The sequence below is a fragment of the Terriglobia bacterium genome (genome assembly GCA_020073495.1).
Classification (GTDB): Bacteria; Acidobacteriota; Terriglobia; order Terriglobales; family Acidobacteriaceae; genus JAIQFD01.
Window position 1 is genome coordinate 79,494 of the sequence record JAIQFD010000008.1, and the last position, 16,043, is coordinate 95,536.

Annotated in this window: 17 protein-coding genes; 1 reads left to right on the top strand and 16 read right to left on the bottom strand. The window is 63.4% G+C overall.

Annotated elements, in window-relative coordinates; genetic code table 11:
* The first annotated feature begins 254 nt into the window (after positions 1-254).
* Entirely contained in the window at positions 255-695 is a 441-nt protein-coding gene (locus LAN37_16585; protein MBZ5648828.1) for a DNA adenine methylase, read from the top strand.
* Between the two features lie 498 nt (positions 696-1,193).
* On the opposite strand, the gene LAN37_16590 is transcribed toward LAN37_16585, so the two are convergent.
* The 16 genes from LAN37_16590 to LAN37_16665 form a co-directional block, all read right to left on the bottom strand.
* Positions 1,194-1,991 (bottom strand): hypothetical protein, encoded by a 798-nt coding sequence (locus tag LAN37_16590; protein ID MBZ5648829.1) that lies wholly within the window; start codon positions 1,989-1,991, stop codon positions 1,194-1,196.
* A gap of 39 nt (positions 1,992-2,030) precedes the next feature.
* The gene (locus LAN37_16595) at positions 2,031-2,615 is read right to left on the bottom strand and encodes a hypothetical protein (GenBank protein ID MBZ5648830.1); all 585 of its coding nucleotides are present in this window, start codon (positions 2,613-2,615) and stop codon (positions 2,031-2,033) included.
* The gene (locus LAN37_16600; GenBank protein MBZ5648831.1) at positions 2,612-3,145 is read right to left on the bottom strand and encodes a hypothetical protein; all 534 of its coding nucleotides are present in this window, start codon (positions 3,143-3,145) and stop codon (positions 2,612-2,614) included. Before LAN37_16600 ends, LAN37_16595 begins: the two co-directional genes overlap by 4 nt.
* Positions 3,145-3,768 (bottom strand): PilN domain-containing protein, encoded by a 624-nt coding sequence (locus tag LAN37_16605; GenBank protein MBZ5648832.1) that lies wholly within the window; start codon positions 3,766-3,768, stop codon positions 3,145-3,147. Before LAN37_16605 ends, LAN37_16600 begins: the two co-directional genes overlap by 1 nt.
* A gap of 1 nt (position 3,769) precedes the next feature.
* A complete protein-coding gene (locus LAN37_16610; GenBank protein ID MBZ5648833.1) occupies positions 3,770-4,660 on the bottom strand; it encodes a hypothetical protein in 891 nt (296 codons plus the stop codon).
* A 102-nt stretch (positions 4,661-4,762) separates the two neighbouring features.
* Positions 4,763-6,457: a GspE/PulE family protein gene (locus tag LAN37_16615; protein MBZ5648834.1), complete on the bottom strand. Its 1,695-nt coding sequence runs from the start codon at positions 6,455-6,457 to the stop codon at positions 4,763-4,765.
* Positions 6,458-6,507: 50 nt separating this feature from the next.
* Complete coding sequence (locus tag LAN37_16620; protein ID MBZ5648835.1) at positions 6,508-7,716, bottom strand: type II secretion system F family protein; 1,209 nt, start codon at positions 7,714-7,716, stop codon at positions 6,508-6,510.
* 94 nt (positions 7,717-7,810) lie between these two features.
* Positions 7,811-8,470, bottom strand: coding sequence for an outer membrane lipoprotein chaperone LolA (lolA, locus tag LAN37_16625; GenBank protein ID MBZ5648836.1), 660 nt, complete (start codon positions 8,468-8,470; stop codon positions 7,811-7,813).
* Between the two features lie 44 nt (positions 8,471-8,514).
* Positions 8,515-9,441 carry a tetratricopeptide repeat protein gene (locus LAN37_16630; protein ID MBZ5648837.1) on the bottom strand — a complete coding sequence of 309 codons (927 nt, stop codon included), beginning with the start codon at positions 9,439-9,441 and terminating at the stop codon, positions 8,515-8,517.
* Positions 9,438-10,214 carry an ABC transporter permease gene (locus tag LAN37_16635; GenBank protein ID MBZ5648838.1) on the bottom strand — a complete coding sequence of 259 codons (777 nt, stop codon included), beginning with the start codon at positions 10,212-10,214 and terminating at the stop codon, positions 9,438-9,440. The genes LAN37_16630 and LAN37_16635 overlap by 4 nt, the downstream gene beginning before the upstream one ends.
* A complete protein-coding gene (locus LAN37_16640; protein MBZ5648839.1) occupies positions 10,211-11,158 on the bottom strand; it encodes an ABC transporter ATP-binding protein in 948 nt (315 codons plus the stop codon). Before LAN37_16640 ends, LAN37_16635 begins: the two co-directional genes overlap by 4 nt.
* Before the next feature lie 40 nt (positions 11,159-11,198).
* Positions 11,199-12,722: a hypothetical protein gene (locus LAN37_16645; protein MBZ5648840.1), complete on the bottom strand. Its 1,524-nt coding sequence runs from the start codon at positions 12,720-12,722 to the stop codon at positions 11,199-11,201.
* Positions 12,719-14,161 (bottom strand): class I SAM-dependent methyltransferase, encoded by a 1,443-nt coding sequence (locus LAN37_16650; GenBank protein MBZ5648841.1) that lies wholly within the window; start codon positions 14,159-14,161, stop codon positions 12,719-12,721. The genes LAN37_16645 and LAN37_16650 overlap by 4 nt, the downstream gene beginning before the upstream one ends.
* Positions 14,139-14,336 (bottom strand): hypothetical protein, encoded by a 198-nt coding sequence (locus LAN37_16655; protein ID MBZ5648842.1) that lies wholly within the window; start codon positions 14,334-14,336, stop codon positions 14,139-14,141. The genes LAN37_16650 and LAN37_16655 overlap by 23 nt, the downstream gene beginning before the upstream one ends.
* A 190-nt stretch (positions 14,337-14,526) precedes the next feature.
* On the bottom strand, positions 14,527-15,039 hold the full coding sequence (locus LAN37_16660; GenBank protein MBZ5648843.1) for a prepilin-type N-terminal cleavage/methylation domain-containing protein: 513 nt from the start codon (positions 15,037-15,039) through the stop codon (positions 14,527-14,529).
* A gap of 626 nt (positions 15,040-15,665) precedes the next feature.
* Positions 15,666-16,043 (bottom strand): hypothetical protein (locus LAN37_16665; GenBank protein ID MBZ5648844.1); only part of this gene is annotated, 378 nt, incomplete at its 5' end.

A 16,043-nucleotide genomic window follows, 5' to 3' on the forward strand; every position in this document is an offset into this window, starting at 1 on the left:
TTAGCCGTTGGCGTCCTCGAAAGGCGGCAGACAGTCGAGGCCGGGCGAGGGACGGTGCATCTGGGTGTGGGCGTAGCACGTAGCCTTGCAGGCCCCGCAGAGGTGTGCGGGGCCTGGTTCCTTCTTCGAAATTGCCTTTCAGCTTGCAACGTGGCTTAATACACGCACCGATTGCGATGCAGAGAGAACCGGAGCTCGACGGAGAACCCACCGCTGTAGGACCGATTTTTCGCTGGGCTGGGAGTAAGCGGAAGTTGCTCCCACGCCTGATTCCGTACTGGCTCGGCGGTCACACTCGATATTTCGAACCATTCGCCGGCTCGGCGGCTCTGTTCTTCGCCCTCGCTCCTGAACGCGCTCTCCTTAGCGATGTAAACCGGGAACTGATCGACGCGCTTACCGCTATTCGTGATGAGCCCGATGCGGTCTTCGACACGGCATCGGCGTACATAACCGGCAAAGCTCACTACTACCGGCTCAGAAATGTCGATTCCCGGTGCTTGGACACGATCGGTCGAGCTGCCCGTTTCGTGTATCTCAATCGCTATTGCTTCAACGGAATTTATCGCACGAACGGCGCCGGAAAGTTTAACGTTCCATTTGCGCCAACCGGTACAGGTGGATTACCCGACCGCACGAGGTTCAGGTCGGCCGCTCGCCTTCTTGGCCGCGCAGGCGGGTGGCCCCACGTATGAACCGGGGGTGCCCCACCCAACGCGGTTTTCGTTGGGTGGGTTTCTCCGGGTTCTTGTGTTGAGTTTTTCCTCCCACCGCAACTCCCTGAAAACAAACCAGCACGCTAAATCTGGAGTTGTATAGCTTAAAGCTATGTCAAGGACTTTATTTCTCGTGCTCGTAACTCGCTGATCCTGCAAGCCTAGCCGCTCCGCCCCGCCGCAGTCCCACCTCTTCGATTTGCTACTCTGGATGTAGCGAGCCTCGTGCCCGCTCCGCGCCTCGCCGCGGCCGATCTTTGAAATCTCTGCCACCTGCCACCTGCCTCCTGCCGCCTGCCTCCTGCCCCAAGTCCTCTCTTTGACTGATTTTGCGAGCAGCGCGTTGCAGACAAACGACTTGCTGACAGATCCCACAGAGATCAGCCACTAAGTCCTTTGTTTCGACAGATCGGGGTAGGGGGGTAGGGGGGTACGAACGGGACTAGGAGCTCAACAAAGCCGCCCGAGTACCGGCTTTCAGCGTTTTCCTGGGCCGCCTCCCGAGTGCGGCTGCTGTCCTTGCTGACCGGGGAGCCCGCCCGGCATCACCGACATCTGCGCCGCGATGTCGAAGCGCGGATCGTAGAAGAATTCCCACTCGTTAAAGTGGGACCGCTCGTTCACTTCGTGGATCGAGACATCCGTGTTCTTGCTGGCCACCCCGATGATGGGTGCGCCGATGGTCGCTCCGGTGCCGAGCGGCTTGCTGATCTGCTCCGCGGGCGTCATCCCGCTGGTGTTGGGCTGGTTCGACTGGCTGCTCCCGGACGGACTGCTCGCGGATGGACTGCTCCCACCCAGGATTTTCGACATGCCGCCGGGGAGCAGCGCTCCACCGAACCCGCCGCCGATGGGCGACGCGCCGGGCCCGCCGCCTGGTCCTCCGCCCACGGGCGCCGCGCCAGGGATGTTGGTGTAGCCGAATCCCTTGGGGAAGTATTTTGCTTCTCCGAAACGAATGAGGCGCCATTCCCCATCCGGCGTCATCGGGTCTTTGTACAGCTTGCGCAGGAAGTGCACGTTCTGCGTATTCTGCAACTCGGCCAGCGAGGTCGGGTAACGCCCGAACTTCTTGAAGAAGAGTTTGATGGCGCGCTGATACTGCTTTCCGCGGTGGATCAGCTCGTCTTCGCGGTCGCGCTTGATCTCGGTGATCACGTAGGGCGCGGTCGCCGACATCGCGATCAGCGCCAGCGCGAGCATCAACACGATCACCAGCAGCATGTAGCCGTCCTGGCGGCTGTGGCGCTGGCGCAGATGTGGGTTGAGCTTCACTGCGAACATTCTACCCGCGAGCGAGCCGGAAGGTCAGGATCACGTCAGCGGGATGGTCTGCTTGTTGTGGTTCAACAGGTCCTCGATCTCGACCGAAGACTGCCCGATCTTTCCCACCTTGTAGCGGCGGTTGACGACCTCGCCTTCCCCCGCGATGAAGATGCTGTCGCCCTCGGAGAGGAAGACCTTCTTGGCCGGATCTCCGGGCTTGTTGGCGAAGCCGTAGAACTTCAGGTTGATGGGCGGCGGCGGCGGAGGTCCCTGAAGCGCCTTCTGCTGCTCCTGTTCTTTCTTCACCTGGAGCGGATCCTTGACCGGCTTTGGCATCGGCTCCTCGGCCTGGGCGCGGAAGATGTTCCGGCCCGCTCCCTCGTACTTCACGCCCTCGCTGGCGCGCAGCAGGCCGAGCCGCAGCGTCGGGTCCAGGCTTTCCGCGGCCGTTGTAGCCGCACGCGTGGGTGCGCGTCTCGCGGCTGGGCGCCTGGCGGGTGCGGTGGCGGGCGCGGCCGCCGCGGCCGGCGTCTCCGGCCGGGAGAGCAGCGTGTACACGCCGAAGGCCGCCAGCACCATCAACACGATGGCGGCAATCAGCTTCTTGCGGTCCTCGGCGCCGAGTTTCATCATGCTTTCAGATACGCTTCCAGCTTCACTTGCAGCTTCACCGCACCGCCCTGCTGCTCGCTGAGGGCCACGCTATTGACGATGACGAACATCTTGTCGCGTTCCAGGGCGTTGATGAACTTGACGATCTGGAGGTAGTCGCCGTCCAACCCGGCTTCGATCGACACCCGCCGCAGCCCCGGCACCTCGGCGTCTTCCATGGCGTACCTCGCCTGGAAGATCCGGACCTTGTTGTCCTGGGCCACCTTTCCCAGTTCCTCGGGGATGGCGGCGTACTGGCCGGGAATGCGATGCGCGTAAAAGTCCGAAATCTCTTTGCGCGCCAGCACCAGTTTCTGGTCGATGTTCTTGAGCGGAGCGGCCTCGCGCTGGCGCACCAGCAACTGCTGCTGGATGCGGTCGCGCTCCTCCTGACGTTTGGCGCGGGACTGCCCCAGCGGAGACACCAGATACACGAGGGCGGCGACGTCAAGCACCAGCATGACGACCAATGCGCCCTTGAACGCGTGGCGGCGTGCCGCAAGGTCGGGCATTATTGCGCACCTCCGTGCGCCGCTTGCGACGGTTCCTGCGGCGCCGCCGGCGGCACATGCGGCGTATACAACGCGACGATATCGAACTCCACCGTGTGCGCGCCCGTCGGGGTGTTCTGCGCCGATTCGGATCTCACCTGCGCCTGGCGGAACATCTTGGACTCTTCCAGCCGCCGGACCAACTCGACCATCCTGTCGCGCGAATCGGTCGCAACCTGCATCTCCACCTGGAACTGGTTGTCCTCCGTGAGTCCGGGCTTGATGGAGAGGACGTGAACGCGGGCGGGAACAATCTTTTCCAGGTCCGCGAATACCTGCGTCCAGGAGAATGTCTTGCGCGCGATCAGCGCATTCAGGAAGCGCGAGCGGTCGCGCGTCTCGCGGTTCTCGGGGCGGTTGAGCAGGTCCTCAGCGGCGCGCCTCTGCTGGTCGAAGGCAGCCATCTGGGAGCGCAGTTTCGCGGTCTGCTCACCCACGGTGCGCGCGCTGGTCAGCGACGAGACCGTCAAGCCGAGAAGCACGAGGGTGACGACCGCCACGAAGCCGGCCAGCGCGCCCCAGGTGCGGTAGAACTCCCCAACATCCTCGTAGGGGCGCGACGCGAGATTGATGTCCAGACGCATGTCAGCCCAGCAAAGCTCCCGCTACTGCCGCCAGCGACCAGCCGGGTACGTCACTGGTCAGTGTGCCGCTGAGATAACGCGCGCCCGGCAGATCCTGCACGCGCGCGTTGGCCTGCTCCCGGAGCGCCGGAGCGATGTCGGCGGCCGAGGTCCCTCCGACCAGGATGCCCTCGATCCGCGCCCCAAAGGTGTCCTCGAAGAAGACCACCGAGGGATAGATCTCAGCGGCGATCTGCGCGCCTGTGACACGCGTGCCGGCCGGGTTCTCCAGTGTGCGAAAGAGGCGCAGCTCGTCGCCATCCACGATCGCGACCGTGATGGTGACGCCGTCGATCTTGACCACCATCGTGGGCTTTTCGCTGGTCACGATGCCAAGGGTCGCCAGCATGGAAGGCAGCACCACTCCGGGCGCGTAGCCGGCGTCGTGAAAGGCGGATTCGTATTCCTGGATCACGGCGCGGGGCGCCACCGCCGCCACCACGCGCACCGCTCCGTTCGAGCGGCGGGCCTGGTAGGAGAGCGCAGCCTGGTCGATGTCGAAGGGCAGGGACTTGCGCAGCCGGAAACGGACGATGCTGGAGGCCTCCTGTTGGTTCTCCGGCAGAGTATCGAAATCGAGCAGCATGACGCGAACGGCGGCATCGGGGACGACGGCGATGAGGTCGCGCGTGCGCCCGCCTACGGCAGCGAGTACGTCGCTGATGGCGAGGCGCAACTCGTCGCTACGGACGACGTTGCCGGAAGCCAGTCCCGGCGCCACCGCCCCGGCCGAGAGCGTCCGTGTGCTGTACACATCCAGCAGCGAGCCGTGTTCGCCGGCGCGGGCCGCAACCACGCGGTCCAACGCCACCTCGCACGCGATGCGCGGCCTCGATTTTCCTGCTTCCGGCATGAATCGCCTAGTCTCCAGTTTCAAGTTTCAAGCCGTAAATGAGCTTCGAACCGTTGCCTCGGACCGGAACTCGGAACCCGGGCTTGAAACCGGGACGATGCGCTAGCGCGTCGTCTCGATGAACGTGACCTTGTTGATCTCCTTCAGGGTCGTGATGCCCCGGCGGACGCGGTCGAGCGCCGACTCGCGCAGGAAGCGCATGCCATCCTCGCGGGCCACGCGCCGGATCTCCGACGTCGGCTTCTTGTCGAGGATCATCTCGCGCACGCGGTCGGTGAGGTCGAGCAGCTCGTGGATGGCGGTGCGGCCGCGGAACCCTGTGCCCGCGCACTCGATGCAGCCTTCTCCTTCGTGGAACAGCACCTTGCCCCATTCTTTCGGGTCCAGGCCGCTGGCTTCGAGCACGTCGGCGGGATAGAGCATCTGCTTGCGGCAGTTGTCGCAGATGACGCGCACCAGGCGCTGCGCCAGGATGCAGTTCAGCGCCGACACGAAGTTGTACGCCTCCACCCCCATGTTCAGGAAGCGCCCGATCACATCCACCACGTTGTTGGCATGCACGGTGGTGAACACCAGGTGGCCGGTGAGAGCGGACTGGATGGCGATCTGAGCCGTCTCCGTGTCGCGGATCTCGCCCACCATGATCTTGTCGGGATCATGGCGCAGGATGGAGCGCAAGCCGCGGGCGAAGGTCAGGCCTTTCTTCTCGTTCACCGGGATCTGGGTGACGCCCCGGATCTGGTACTCGACCGGGTCCTCGATGGTGATGATCTTGTCTTCTTCCGTTTTGATCTCGTTCAGTGCGGCGTAGAGCGTGGTGGTCTTGCCGGAACCGGTGGGGCCGGTGACCAGCACCATGCCGTAGGGTTCCTTGATGTAGCGGCGGAAGCGCTTGATGTCATCGTCGCTGAAGCCCACGACGTCGAGCGTGAGGTGCTTGAACTTCTCGCTCATCGACTCCTTGTCGAGAACGCGGAGCACGGCGTTCTCGCCGAAGATGGTGGGCATGATGGAGACGCGGAAGTCGATGTCGCGGCGCGGATTGCCGTATTTCACCCGAAAGCGGCCGTCCTGCGGCACGCGGCGCTCGGCGATGTCGAGCTCCGACATCACCTTGATGCGCGAAATGATGGTGCTGTGGTGGTCCTTGGCGATGGGCGCCATGGCCTGCATCAACACGCCGTCGATGCGGTACTTGATGGCCACCGAGTCGTCGCGCGATTCGATGTGGATGTCGGAGGCGCGGCGCTGCAGGGCGGTGAAGATGGTGGTGTCCACCAACCGGATGATGGGACTACTGTCGGCCTCGCCGGTCAGCTTCTCGATGGAGATGGTCTCTTCGCCGGCCTCGTCCTCGCGCACCACGTCCAGGGTGAAGCTCTCGCTGGCCTCTTCCAGGACGCGCTGCGACTGCTCGGTCTTCTTCAGGATGTCGCTGATCTGGGTGAGGGTGGAGACCTTCACCACGATGCGCTTGCCCAGCAGCAGCCCGATCTCGTCGATCATCATGAGCTGGCTGGGATCGGCGATGGCGATGGCCAGGCGTCCATCCTCCAACTCTTCCAGCGGCACGAAGTTGTAGCGGAACATCAGGTCCGCTTCGATCTTGCGGAACAGCTCCGGGTGCAGGCGGAAGCTGCGCAGGTCCTGGAACTCGCAGCGATAGCGCTGCGCCAGGTCGCGCGCTCGCGCTTCTTCGTCTTCGGGGGAGGAACCCAACGCGCCCAAGCCAGCGGGGGGCTGCGGCGGTCCCCCGACCCTACCCGCGCCGCCGAAAATCGGATTCTTACCTGCCATGAAGACGTTTACTCACTTCTAGAACGGCGCGAAGCCATTCTCTTGCTCGATCAATGAATGCCGGACGCTCCCAGGCTGAAGATGGGCATGTAGAGCGATATAAGCACGAATACGACTATGAGGCCCATGAAAATGAGGATGACGGGTTCGATCAGCGTCAGGGCCGCCGCCACCGAGGTGGAAACGTCCTCCTCGTAGAAGTCGGCCACCGAGTTCAACATGCTGGGCAGAGCGCCGGTGGACTCGCCCACCTCGATCATCTCGACCGCCAGGTTGGGAATGACCTTGGTCTCCTCCAAGCTGCGGGAGAGCGGCGCGCCTTCGCGCACCCGCTGCGCCGACTCCGTTATTCCATTGGCGACCAGGCGGCTCTGCATCGAAGCTCCGGCCGTCTGGAGCGCCGGGACCAGCGGCAGGCCTCCCGCCAGGAGCGTGGACAGCATGCGCGCGAACATCGCCACCTGGTACTTGAGCCAGATGGCGCCGACCAGCGGTAGCTTCAAGCGGAAACGGTCCATCGCTTCCGCGCCCCGTGCGCTGCGATTCCATCGCCAGAGTAAGAAAACCACAACCAAGATTCCAAGAAGGATGGCCGGAAACCACTTCTGGACGGTGACACCGACGGTCAACATGATCTGCGTGCTCGCCGGCAACTGCGCATTCAGCTGGCTGTACAGATTCGCGAATTGAGGCACCACGAAGGTGACCAGGAAGGTCAGCATCACCGTCACCAGAATAAGCAGCAGCGCCGGATACACCAGCGAAGCCAGCAACTTCTTGCGCACCGACATGGCCACTCGCTGGAAGGAGATGTAACGGCCGAGGACTTCGTCCAGGTTCCCGCTTTTCTCGCCCGCCAGCAGGGTCGTGGTGTAGATCTTGGGAAAGATGCCTTGCGCTTCGAAGGCCTGGGAGAGCGATTCGCCGCTGCGCAGGCGGTCACGCACGTCCTCCAGGAGTTCCCGGAAAAACCGGTTGCGCTGGCGCCGGTGGAGCAGCTCCAGGGCGGTCAGGATGGGCAGGCCCGCATGGATCAGGGTCAAGAACTGGGCATTGAAGATCAGGAACTCGTCCTCCCTGACCCGGTTGGCACCCAGCCGCAGCTCTCCGCCCGCAAACAGGCCACGTGGCTTGATGGAGTACACCAGGTAGCCCTGTTGGGAGTAGCGGTCACGAAGTTCGGCTTCCGAGTGGCTGTGCTCGACGTGCTCCAGCACCTGCCCCCGCTCATCGGCCATGCGGATCAGATATTCGGCCATGCGTTGTTTATCAGTCTATCACCGCAAATCAGCGGGTACCTTGCAGCTGCTATTGAGTAGGAATGTCCGCTCCCACCACCCACTGGCTAGCCCCCTAGTATTCCCCGACATCCTCTGCCTGGATGATCTCCACGCCCGGCGGGACGTGAAACTGGAACTTCGCATCCGGCAGCGCAACATCCTCCCGCTGGTTGGAGAAGCAGAACTCTGTGGTGGAGCCGTCCACTTCCTCGGCCACGATGCGGTGGATGCTGCCGTCCGGGCCCACTTCCAGCAGGACGCGGCGGACGCGGTCCGCCATCCCCCTGGGCACGCCCTGGAGGACGACGTCCCCGGCCTGTGCGGGCACGACGTCGGCCAGCGTCAGGCCCTCGAATTCCTTCTGCAGCCTGGTCTTACCCAGCAGGTAGCGAAGCGGAGAGCGCAAGTCGTCGAGCTTCTTCATGGGCGCCTGGCGCGCCTGGGGCTCACCCGGGACGTAGAAATAGGCCTTCTTTCCGTCGGTGACGAACAACTTCTCGCGCGGCTGGAGATAATCCCAGCGCATCTTGCCCGGCTTCTTGAGCGCCAACGTGCCCGACTCGGTTCGCTGCATGCCGGCGCCCTTGTAGGTCTCGGTGAAGTCGGTGGTCAGGGTGCTGAGGCGGTTGTATCGGCGATCGACGTTGTCGGCCACCCGCTGCACCTCGCCGGCGCGCGATCCGGCTGCGGTGACCCCAAGGAACACGAATAAGGCGAATGTCAGCTTCTTCAAGCCAGAGCCTTCCGGAGAAACCCGGATCCAGGAGATGCTCTGCTTCACTTGGATCCCGATTTCAAGAACTCGGGTGCTTCCTTCCCCGGTGGCAGCCCTCGAGTAATGAACGGGAGGGAATCCGGGTCCTGCACTTCCACCGGTCCTCCCGGCAACAACTTGAAGGGCTTTCCGAGCGGATCGGCCGGCATGCCCTTGAGGTAGCCCGAGGAGATCATTTCGAACCAACTGCCGGCCTGCTTGCCGGTGTTCTCGTGGTATTGGCGGAGCAGCGCTTCCAGATACGGCACCGCTTCGTCGACCTGCAAGGCGACAAGGTGTTTGACGGCGTTCTCTTTGATCATCTTGTCTTCAGTGGACTCGTAAATGTGCTGCCAGAGGAAGCGGGCAGTCCCGATCTCACCGCCGTGCTGGGCCATGATGGCGGCCATGATCTTCATCCACGGGTGCGCTCCCGGAACCTGCGTCCCGCGCTCAAAGGCTCGCGCCGCCGCGGTGTAGTCCTTACGCTCGATGTACTCGATGTAGCCCAAATTGTAGTAAAGCCTCCAGGATCTCGGATTTGCGCGAATCCCTTTTTCGACCAGGGCGACTGCGCGGTCGGGGTCGCCGGCGCCCTCGGGCGGCTTCTGAGCCAGGAACGTGGCGCCAAACTCGTAGGCGGGCACAAGCTGCGGATCGAGCGTCGTGGTGATGTCGAGCAGGGGATCGAGCAGCTTGTACTCCATGGATCTCTCGTGGTGCTTGCCGCCGAAGTACTGCACCACCCGCGTCCAGTAGATGTCCGCCAGCAGGCCGCCGTAGCCGAGGCTGAGGCGCTTGACGATCATGGGAGACGGAATGTAAAGCACATCGCGCGCCGTCGTGCCAAGGCGCAGGTCGTCAAGCCGTCGCACCATCAACACGACCCCCGCCATGCTGGCCAGCAGCACCGCAGTTCCGACCAGCGTGATGGCGCGGCGCGAGTTCATTTCAGGTCGCGGCGCTCGAAGATGATGACGGCTGCGCTGACTGCCGCGGCAGCGTAGAGCAATGCATAGGCCGTATTGAACAGCACGAGCGTGCCGGCTACGGCTTCTCCATGGGCGACGGGCGTGATCACGTTGAGGGCGGCGAAGTTCGGGACCAGGTGCGCCAGGCCGATCGCCATCCAACGCGCCGGCGGCCTGGCCATCGCGGCGAAGGCGCGCAAATCCTCGGCGAAGGTCCCAATGATGAACATGGCCAGGGCGAACACCGCCGACAGGATGGGGGACGAGAACGAGGAGAAGAACAGGGCGATGGCCGTCACCACGATGAATCCCAGAACAATGAAGTAGATCGCCACCAGGATGTAGGCGTCGGGGCGGCTGAAGCCGTGGGCGACGAAGAGCAGGGAGCCGAAGACTCCGATCGCCATCAGAGCGGTGTTCACCAGCAGCGTCAGGGAGAGGCCGGCGAACTTTCCCACGATGAACTCCCATCGCCTTACAGGCCGGGAAAGCAGGGTATAGAGAGTCTTCTTGTCGATCTCCTTCGAAACCAGGCCAATCCCGATGAAGATGGCGATCGCCAGCCCGAACAGGGAGACCGCAGTCAGCCCGAGGTTGATCACGACCAGACGCTCGATGTCGATCGAGATCTGGCCGACCAGGATGGAGGAAGCCGCCATCAGCAGCGCGAAGAAGATCAGGTTGTAGAGCACGCGGTCGCGCACCGCTTCGCGGAAGGTGTTATAGGCGATGTGTGCGATGCGGCTGCTCACCGGGCCGCCTCCACTCGCGGTGCCGCCGCCGGAACCGAGAGCTGCCGCATGAAGTAGTCTTCCAGCGTGATCCGCACCGGCGTGACGGAGATCAGCTTCGCCTGTGCGCGGCGCAGGGCGTCGAGGGCGGCATCCAACTTCTCTTCAGGAAGGATCACGCGCACGGTTTCGCCACTGATGCGGCACTCGCCTCCCAAGGCGGAGACCGCCGCGACCGCTACCGTGCCGTGCCAGTGGATTTCGACCCGGCCGCCGGTGCTGGCGGTCAGTTCGTCAACGGCGCCTACGCCGCGCAACTGTCCCAAGTTCAGAACCGCGACGCGATCACACAGGTCCTCTGCGTCGGACAGGATATGAGTCGAGAAAAAGACCGTCTTGCCTTCATCTTTCAGGCCTTGGATCAGGTCGCGGACTTCGCGGCGACCGATCGGGTCCAGTCCTGACATGGGCTCGTCCAGGAATACGATCTTGGGGTCGTGAAGGATGGCTTGCGCGATGCCCACGCGTTGCAACATGCCCTTGGAGAACTTGCGCAACTGGAGGCTGCCGGTATCGGCCAGTCCGACGCGATGCAGCATGGCTTCCACACGGCGCGTGCGCTCGCGCGCCGGCACCCCCGAAAGCTGGGCGTAGTAGTGGAGAAGTTCGGAGGCGGACAGGTAGTCGTAAAAATATGGCTGCTCGGGCAGGAACCCGATCTGGGCCTTTACACGAGGGTCCTGCATGTCGTAGCCCAGAATGCGGGCGGACCCTCCGGTGGGAAAGATGATGCCCATGAGCAGGCGCAGTGTGGTCGTCTTCCCCGCACCATTGGGCCCCAAGTAGCCGAAGATCTCGCCTTCTTCGATGGATAGGTTGAGGGGGTGCAGCGCGACCTTCTGACGCTTGCGCCAGAAGCCGAGAGCATAGGTCTTCGCCAGGTCCTTGATCTCGATGGCGGTCATGGCCAGGTGCGATCGGCAGAATTATATAGCGACGAGCCGTTCAGTTGTGCGCGGCGGATCCAGGGACCTGCGCTGACAGCAGGGTGCGGGGGATCCGCGCCGGCGGGCGGCGGTCGATCCATCGCGCCACGTCTTCGGGCTGGCTTAATCTGCCCTGGAGCACGTCCAGGATGAGGTCGTGGGTAAGCAGGGTGGTGAAAGGGCGCGAATACGAAAAACCCTGGTGCTGCCCCGCCAGCTTGAGCAGGAACGGCACGCGCGGGTCGGTGTTCTCGTTGAAGCCGGTGATCCAGCGCAGGGCGTGGTCGGTGCTAACCAGGACGGTGGTGCTATCCCAAACGCCGGCCTCTTCCATGGAGTGGCGGAGCTCGCCCACGGTCCGGTCGGCAAGGGCCAGATTGTCGAAGTACCAGGAGTCTCGGAAGTCGAACGCCGTCAGCGTTCCGGTCTCACGGTCGTAGATCCCCGGCGGATGCGGGACGGGCAAGTGCAGCAGCACCAGTTGCAAACTGGGATCGCAGGCCGCTGCTTTCGCACGGGTCATCATGTTCCGGTAACGAGTGACGTGGCGCATGCGGTCCGCCACCGGGGAGAGGGTCCGGATCTGCGAGCGGATGCTGAACCAGAGGCTGGGCCGGGTATCGCGCACACGGCTGTCAATCGCTTCCCAGTAGCAGCTCGCCAGGCTTTCCGCGAACATGCGGCAGTAGGGGAGGAACCAGCCGACCACGCCGACGTTGTACCCGAGCCGGCGCGCCTGGTCGAACAGGTTGGGCTCCTTAGGCCAGTTCAGGCCGGCACCCGGATCCGGATTGAGGCCGAGCAGCAGTTCGCTCGTGCCCTGCGGGTTCGCCGAGTACACCGTCTTGCCGAGGATCAGCGAGGGCATGGCGAGCCCCGTCTGCAGTCCTGACTCGAGGGCGACATCGGAATTGAACGACTCCGAGCGCAACCGATCCACCTCCGGCAGGTGGAGCCAAGCCGGCCGCAGCGGGAAGGTGTAGCGCCAGTCCATCTCGTCCAGGATGACCCAGACCACACGGTGCGCGGGTGCAGGCGATGCCAGGCGCCCCGCGAGCCGGGGCTGTGCTTGCTCGCGAGCCACTACCCACGCCGCCTGGACGAAGGCGAGGGGCAGGAACGCCAACAGGCAGATGGCAGCGAACTCAAAGAGCGCGAAGGCCCGTCGCGTCCAGCGCGCGATCGCGAACGCGATGAGCAAGAAACCGGCGCAGGCCAGCAGGGTCTGCGTCCGATCTTCCCAGACCACCGAGACCTGCAGGGGAAATTGGTGCTGGATGAAGTTGGCGAAGACGACGGCCGGCAAGACAAAGATCAGGCGATCCAGGTGAAGCCTGCTCCAGCGCGGTGAGTTCCGCGAGCGGAGAGCGACCCAGCACAAGACAGTGAGCCACGCCAGATTGAACAGGGCCGCTACCAGGTCGCGCCAGGTCCAGAGCGGCAGGAGATACGGCGTGGCGAACACGATATTCCGCCAGACTTCGAGCAGGGACAGGTTGGCCACCGACAGGGCCACCATGAGATCCCGTTTGCCGCCGTTCATGAACGTCTCCGCGCCAGATACATTGTACGGCTGCTCCCTGGCAGCGCAGCGGATCGCACCACATCGAACCTGCGGCGCAGGCTGGCGGCGAATACGGAGGCGTCCAGGTCGCGGTGCAGTTCCTCACGGCCGCGCACGATGTGCCGGAACATCGGGTCATCGGGCGCAATGAACTCGATCACCAGCCAATCCCGCGTCAAGTCCGCCGCCAGGTCGACGACCGAATCCAACGGGACGCGGTCGGTCACGAGAAGATGGTGGAGGATCGCCAGCATCAGCACGGCGTCGAAACGCCGGGCCGCGCGGTCCAGGAAGGATGCGCACTCTCCGTTTCGCCAGCCTGTTGCCGGGCTGGGCTGGCCGATGTTGACCACCAGGGGCAGGATGGGCAGCGTCCCCGCGGAAGCGCGGCGATAGAGCCGCCCGACGACGGCGGGGTCTGCATCCAGCGCGACCACATTCGCTCCCACGTGGGCCGCCGTGACGCTGTACTCGCCGGTGTTACATCCGATGTCGAGCACGTGCCCGGGATGGGCCTCGGCCAGGAATTCACTGACAAATCTCTGCTTGGCCGCGACCTGCTCTGCGGTGTAGCTGGGATGCGTCTGCGAATAATCGGTCCAGTGCGAGCTTGTCTGAACCCCGCTCGCCTTGCGCACCGATGCCCGCAAGCTGCGCAGCCGGGACGCGACCACGAATCTCGCCTTCTCCGGGTTCATGCGTTTGGGCTCGTACAGTTCGGCCCCGCGGGCCTCCGACCGAGAACCCAGCCAGGTGGGAATAGTCGCATAACCCAGGATGGGTGGAAGGAGACGCCTCAGGCGCCCGCTCATGCGGTAGACGTCTTCCGGCGACAGGCCCTCGCGGCGGCCCGTGAAAACCTGGTCCGGTCCAAGGCGGAATTGTTGGTAGGCAAGGAGCGGCAGGAGGAAGGTGCGGACGAATTGCGCATAGGGGCGCCACACCGGGTCGCCGGAATCACGCGGCTCGACCGAGAGCACGTCCACGAATACCGGTTGCGCTCCGCGAAACAGCACGTTGAAGGGGGTCGCATCTTTCAGCCCCAGACCTTCCTCCAGCAATCCTTCGGCGAGGTCGAGCGTGAGTTCGGCGGCAGCGGCCAGCATCTCCGGCGGCCACTCGTAAGGAAAGGAAGGGAACTCGATGGGCCCGTGCTCCACAATCGTGGCGTCTTGCGGAAGCCGCAATTCGGCGGCCAGCCGCGACCCGGCGGCTTCCTCCAGGACGGTGCTGGAAACGATGCGTCCGGCAGCGGACAGCCGCTGCACCGTCGCGGAGGCCTGGAATGCTTGAAGGTTGGGAATCCCGGCGGCGTACACCGCGCGGAGCAGGCGTCCGCTGTGACGAATCAGTTGACCTGCGGGATCACGGAAGGAAGCGGAGAGCGGACGGGAGTCACTTTTGGTCGCCGACGGCATCGTGGCTCCGCTTGTTGCCGCCTCGCGGACCCATCCAAGCGGCAAAGCGGCGGAAGTAGAAAAGCAGCCCGATGAAGAACGACCCGATCAACTGCCACAACAACGCCCCGGAGCCGGGGTCGGCGTAAAAAAGAGCCAGGGTACCGACGGTTCGAAATTCAAGCGGCAACATCATCTCGCATTCCTTACTGATCAACGATACCAGAAGTCGTCCCCCGCAGTGGTAGTTACTCAGGTACCACGACCGCAGGAGATAAGAAGGGGAAGCGGAACTCGCGTTCCGCATTCCCCCTGGCCTGTACCCTCCCCCAGGTACTTGCCACAATGTGGGGTAGAACCGATCCGGGCCCACCCCCCAAGTATTGTTACTGCAGAGCCGCGAAGCCGGTCTGGCACTGCACGTCGGTGGTTGCCGCCGTGATTCCACCGGCCGGATCGAAGTGGATCACGCCATCCGCCGAGGAGCAGAAAGTGCGTTGTCCGCTCTGGCCCGCGGTGATTGGAACGGCGTGGGACACATAGGTGGTGCGCGGAGTCGCAGCAGCACCGGACGCCACGTCGAGGTTGTAGCCGCTCTTCGCGCAAGGGGGCGCAGCGCAGCCCACCACTATATCCACCAGGGAAGCTTGGAAGGAAGTGGGGGCGCCGCCAGCACCCGGGCCCAGCTTGGTCAGGTTGTCGGAGAAGCCCTGCGCCGGATAGGTGCTCGAATAGGTGACTTCTGCTGTGTTGATGGAACGCAGTGAGCCCACCGCCGAAGCCTCGTTCGCCGCGATGCGGGAACGGAGCAGATTCGGGATGGCGATCGCGGCGATAATCAGAATGATCGCCACTACGATCAGCAGCTCGATCAGCGAGAACCCTTTCTGTTTCTTCATGTAGTTTCCTCTCTCTAATCTCTTTTTTCTCTTGAAGTGTTCCTGATCCTGTTGGGTCGCGGTGCGACTAATCTAGTCGCACTTGGGATGCCAACTTCGACGGTTACCCGCGATGCAAGGGCATTGGCGCCCAACCTGTTGATTTCCAGTAGCTTGGGTTTTCGCGAGTGGCATGCCGGTGGTTACCGTTTCCAACTTATAGGGGCAAGACGGCAGGTGCGTTGACAGTTTTTGTCAATTGAAAGCTCATTTTTTGTCAGGAAGAGGAGTTCGGGTTTTCGCAGCAATTGGCGAGCAGGACAAGCCGCTACGCGGTATCTCTCAGCAGGCCAACTGCTCTCGGGTGATTCTCGGACCCGTCAAGATTACCCACAAGGCGGCTTTCGGTACGCATGCGCCGCGATCCGGCTACCAACGTCTTGCGAATAGTGTTCAAGGGTCTGGGTCTCAGGCGTGCCCCTGGACAAACCTCGGAGCTTTTCGTACTTGGCCACTCGTACCTGGGACCGGGAAACGAAGAAGGGGAAGCGGAACTCGCGTTCCGCGTTCCCCCTGGCCTGTACCCTCCCCCAGGTACTTGCCACAATGTGGGGTAGAACCGATCCGGGCCCACCCCCCAGGTTTTGTTACTGCAGAGCCGCGAAGCCGGTCTGGCACTGCACGTCGGTGGTTGCCGCCGTGATTCCACCGGCCGGATCGAAGTGGATCACGCCATCCGCCGAGGAGCAGAAGGTGCGTTGTCCGCTCTGGCCCGCGGTGATTGGAACGGCGTGGGACACATAGGTGGTGCGCGGAGTCGCAGCAGCACCGGACGCCACGGTGAGGTTGTAGCCGCTCTTCGCGCAAGGGGGCGCAGCGCAGCCCACCACTATATCCACCAGGGAAGCTTGGAAGGAAGTGGGGGCGCCGCCAGCACCCGGGCCCAGCTTGGTCAGGTTGTCGGAGAAGCCCTGCGCCGGATAGGTGCTCGAATAGGTGACTTCTGCTGTGTTGATGGAACGCAG

Excerpts from the sequence above, each read along its gene's own strand:
- LAN37_16595 (MBZ5648830.1), bottom strand. The coding sequence starts at position 2,615 with ATGATGAAACTCGGCGCCGAGGACCGCAAGAAGCTGATTGCCGCCATC.
- LAN37_16600 (MBZ5648831.1), bottom strand. The coding sequence starts at position 3,145 with ATGCCCGACCTTGCGGCACGCCGCCACGCGTTCAAGGGCGCATTGGTC.
- LAN37_16605 (MBZ5648832.1), bottom strand. The coding sequence starts at position 3,768 with ATGCGTCTGGACATCAATCTCGCGTCGCGCCCCTACGAGGATGTTGGG.
- LAN37_16610 (MBZ5648833.1), bottom strand. The coding sequence starts at position 4,660 with ATGCCGGAAGCAGGAAAATCGAGGCCGCGCATCGCGTGCGAGGTGGCG.
- LAN37_16615 (MBZ5648834.1), bottom strand. The coding sequence starts at position 6,457 with ATGGCAGGTAAGAATCCGATTTTCGGCGGCGCGGGTAGGGTCGGGGGA.
- LAN37_16620 (MBZ5648835.1), bottom strand. The coding sequence starts at position 7,716 with ATGGCCGAATATCTGATCCGCATGGCCGATGAGCGGGGGCAGGTGCTG.
- LAN37_16630 (MBZ5648837.1), bottom strand. The coding sequence starts at position 9,441 with ATGAACTCGCGCCGCGCCATCACGCTGGTCGGAACTGCGGTGCTGCTG.
- LAN37_16640 (MBZ5648839.1), bottom strand. The coding sequence starts at position 11,158 with ATGACCGCCATCGAGATCAAGGACCTGGCGAAGACCTATGCTCTCGGC.
- LAN37_16645 (MBZ5648840.1), bottom strand. The coding sequence starts at position 12,722 with ATGAACGGCGGCAAACGGGATCTCATGGTGGCCCTGTCGGTGGCCAAC.
- LAN37_16650 (MBZ5648841.1), bottom strand. The coding sequence starts at position 14,161 with ATGCCGTCGGCGACCAAAAGTGACTCCCGTCCGCTCTCCGCTTCCTTC.
- LAN37_16655 (MBZ5648842.1), bottom strand. The coding sequence starts at position 14,336 with ATGATGTTGCCGCTTGAATTTCGAACCGTCGGTACCCTGGCTCTTTTT.
- LAN37_16660 (MBZ5648843.1), bottom strand. The coding sequence starts at position 15,039 with ATGAAGAAACAGAAAGGGTTCTCGCTGATCGAGCTGCTGATCGTAGTG.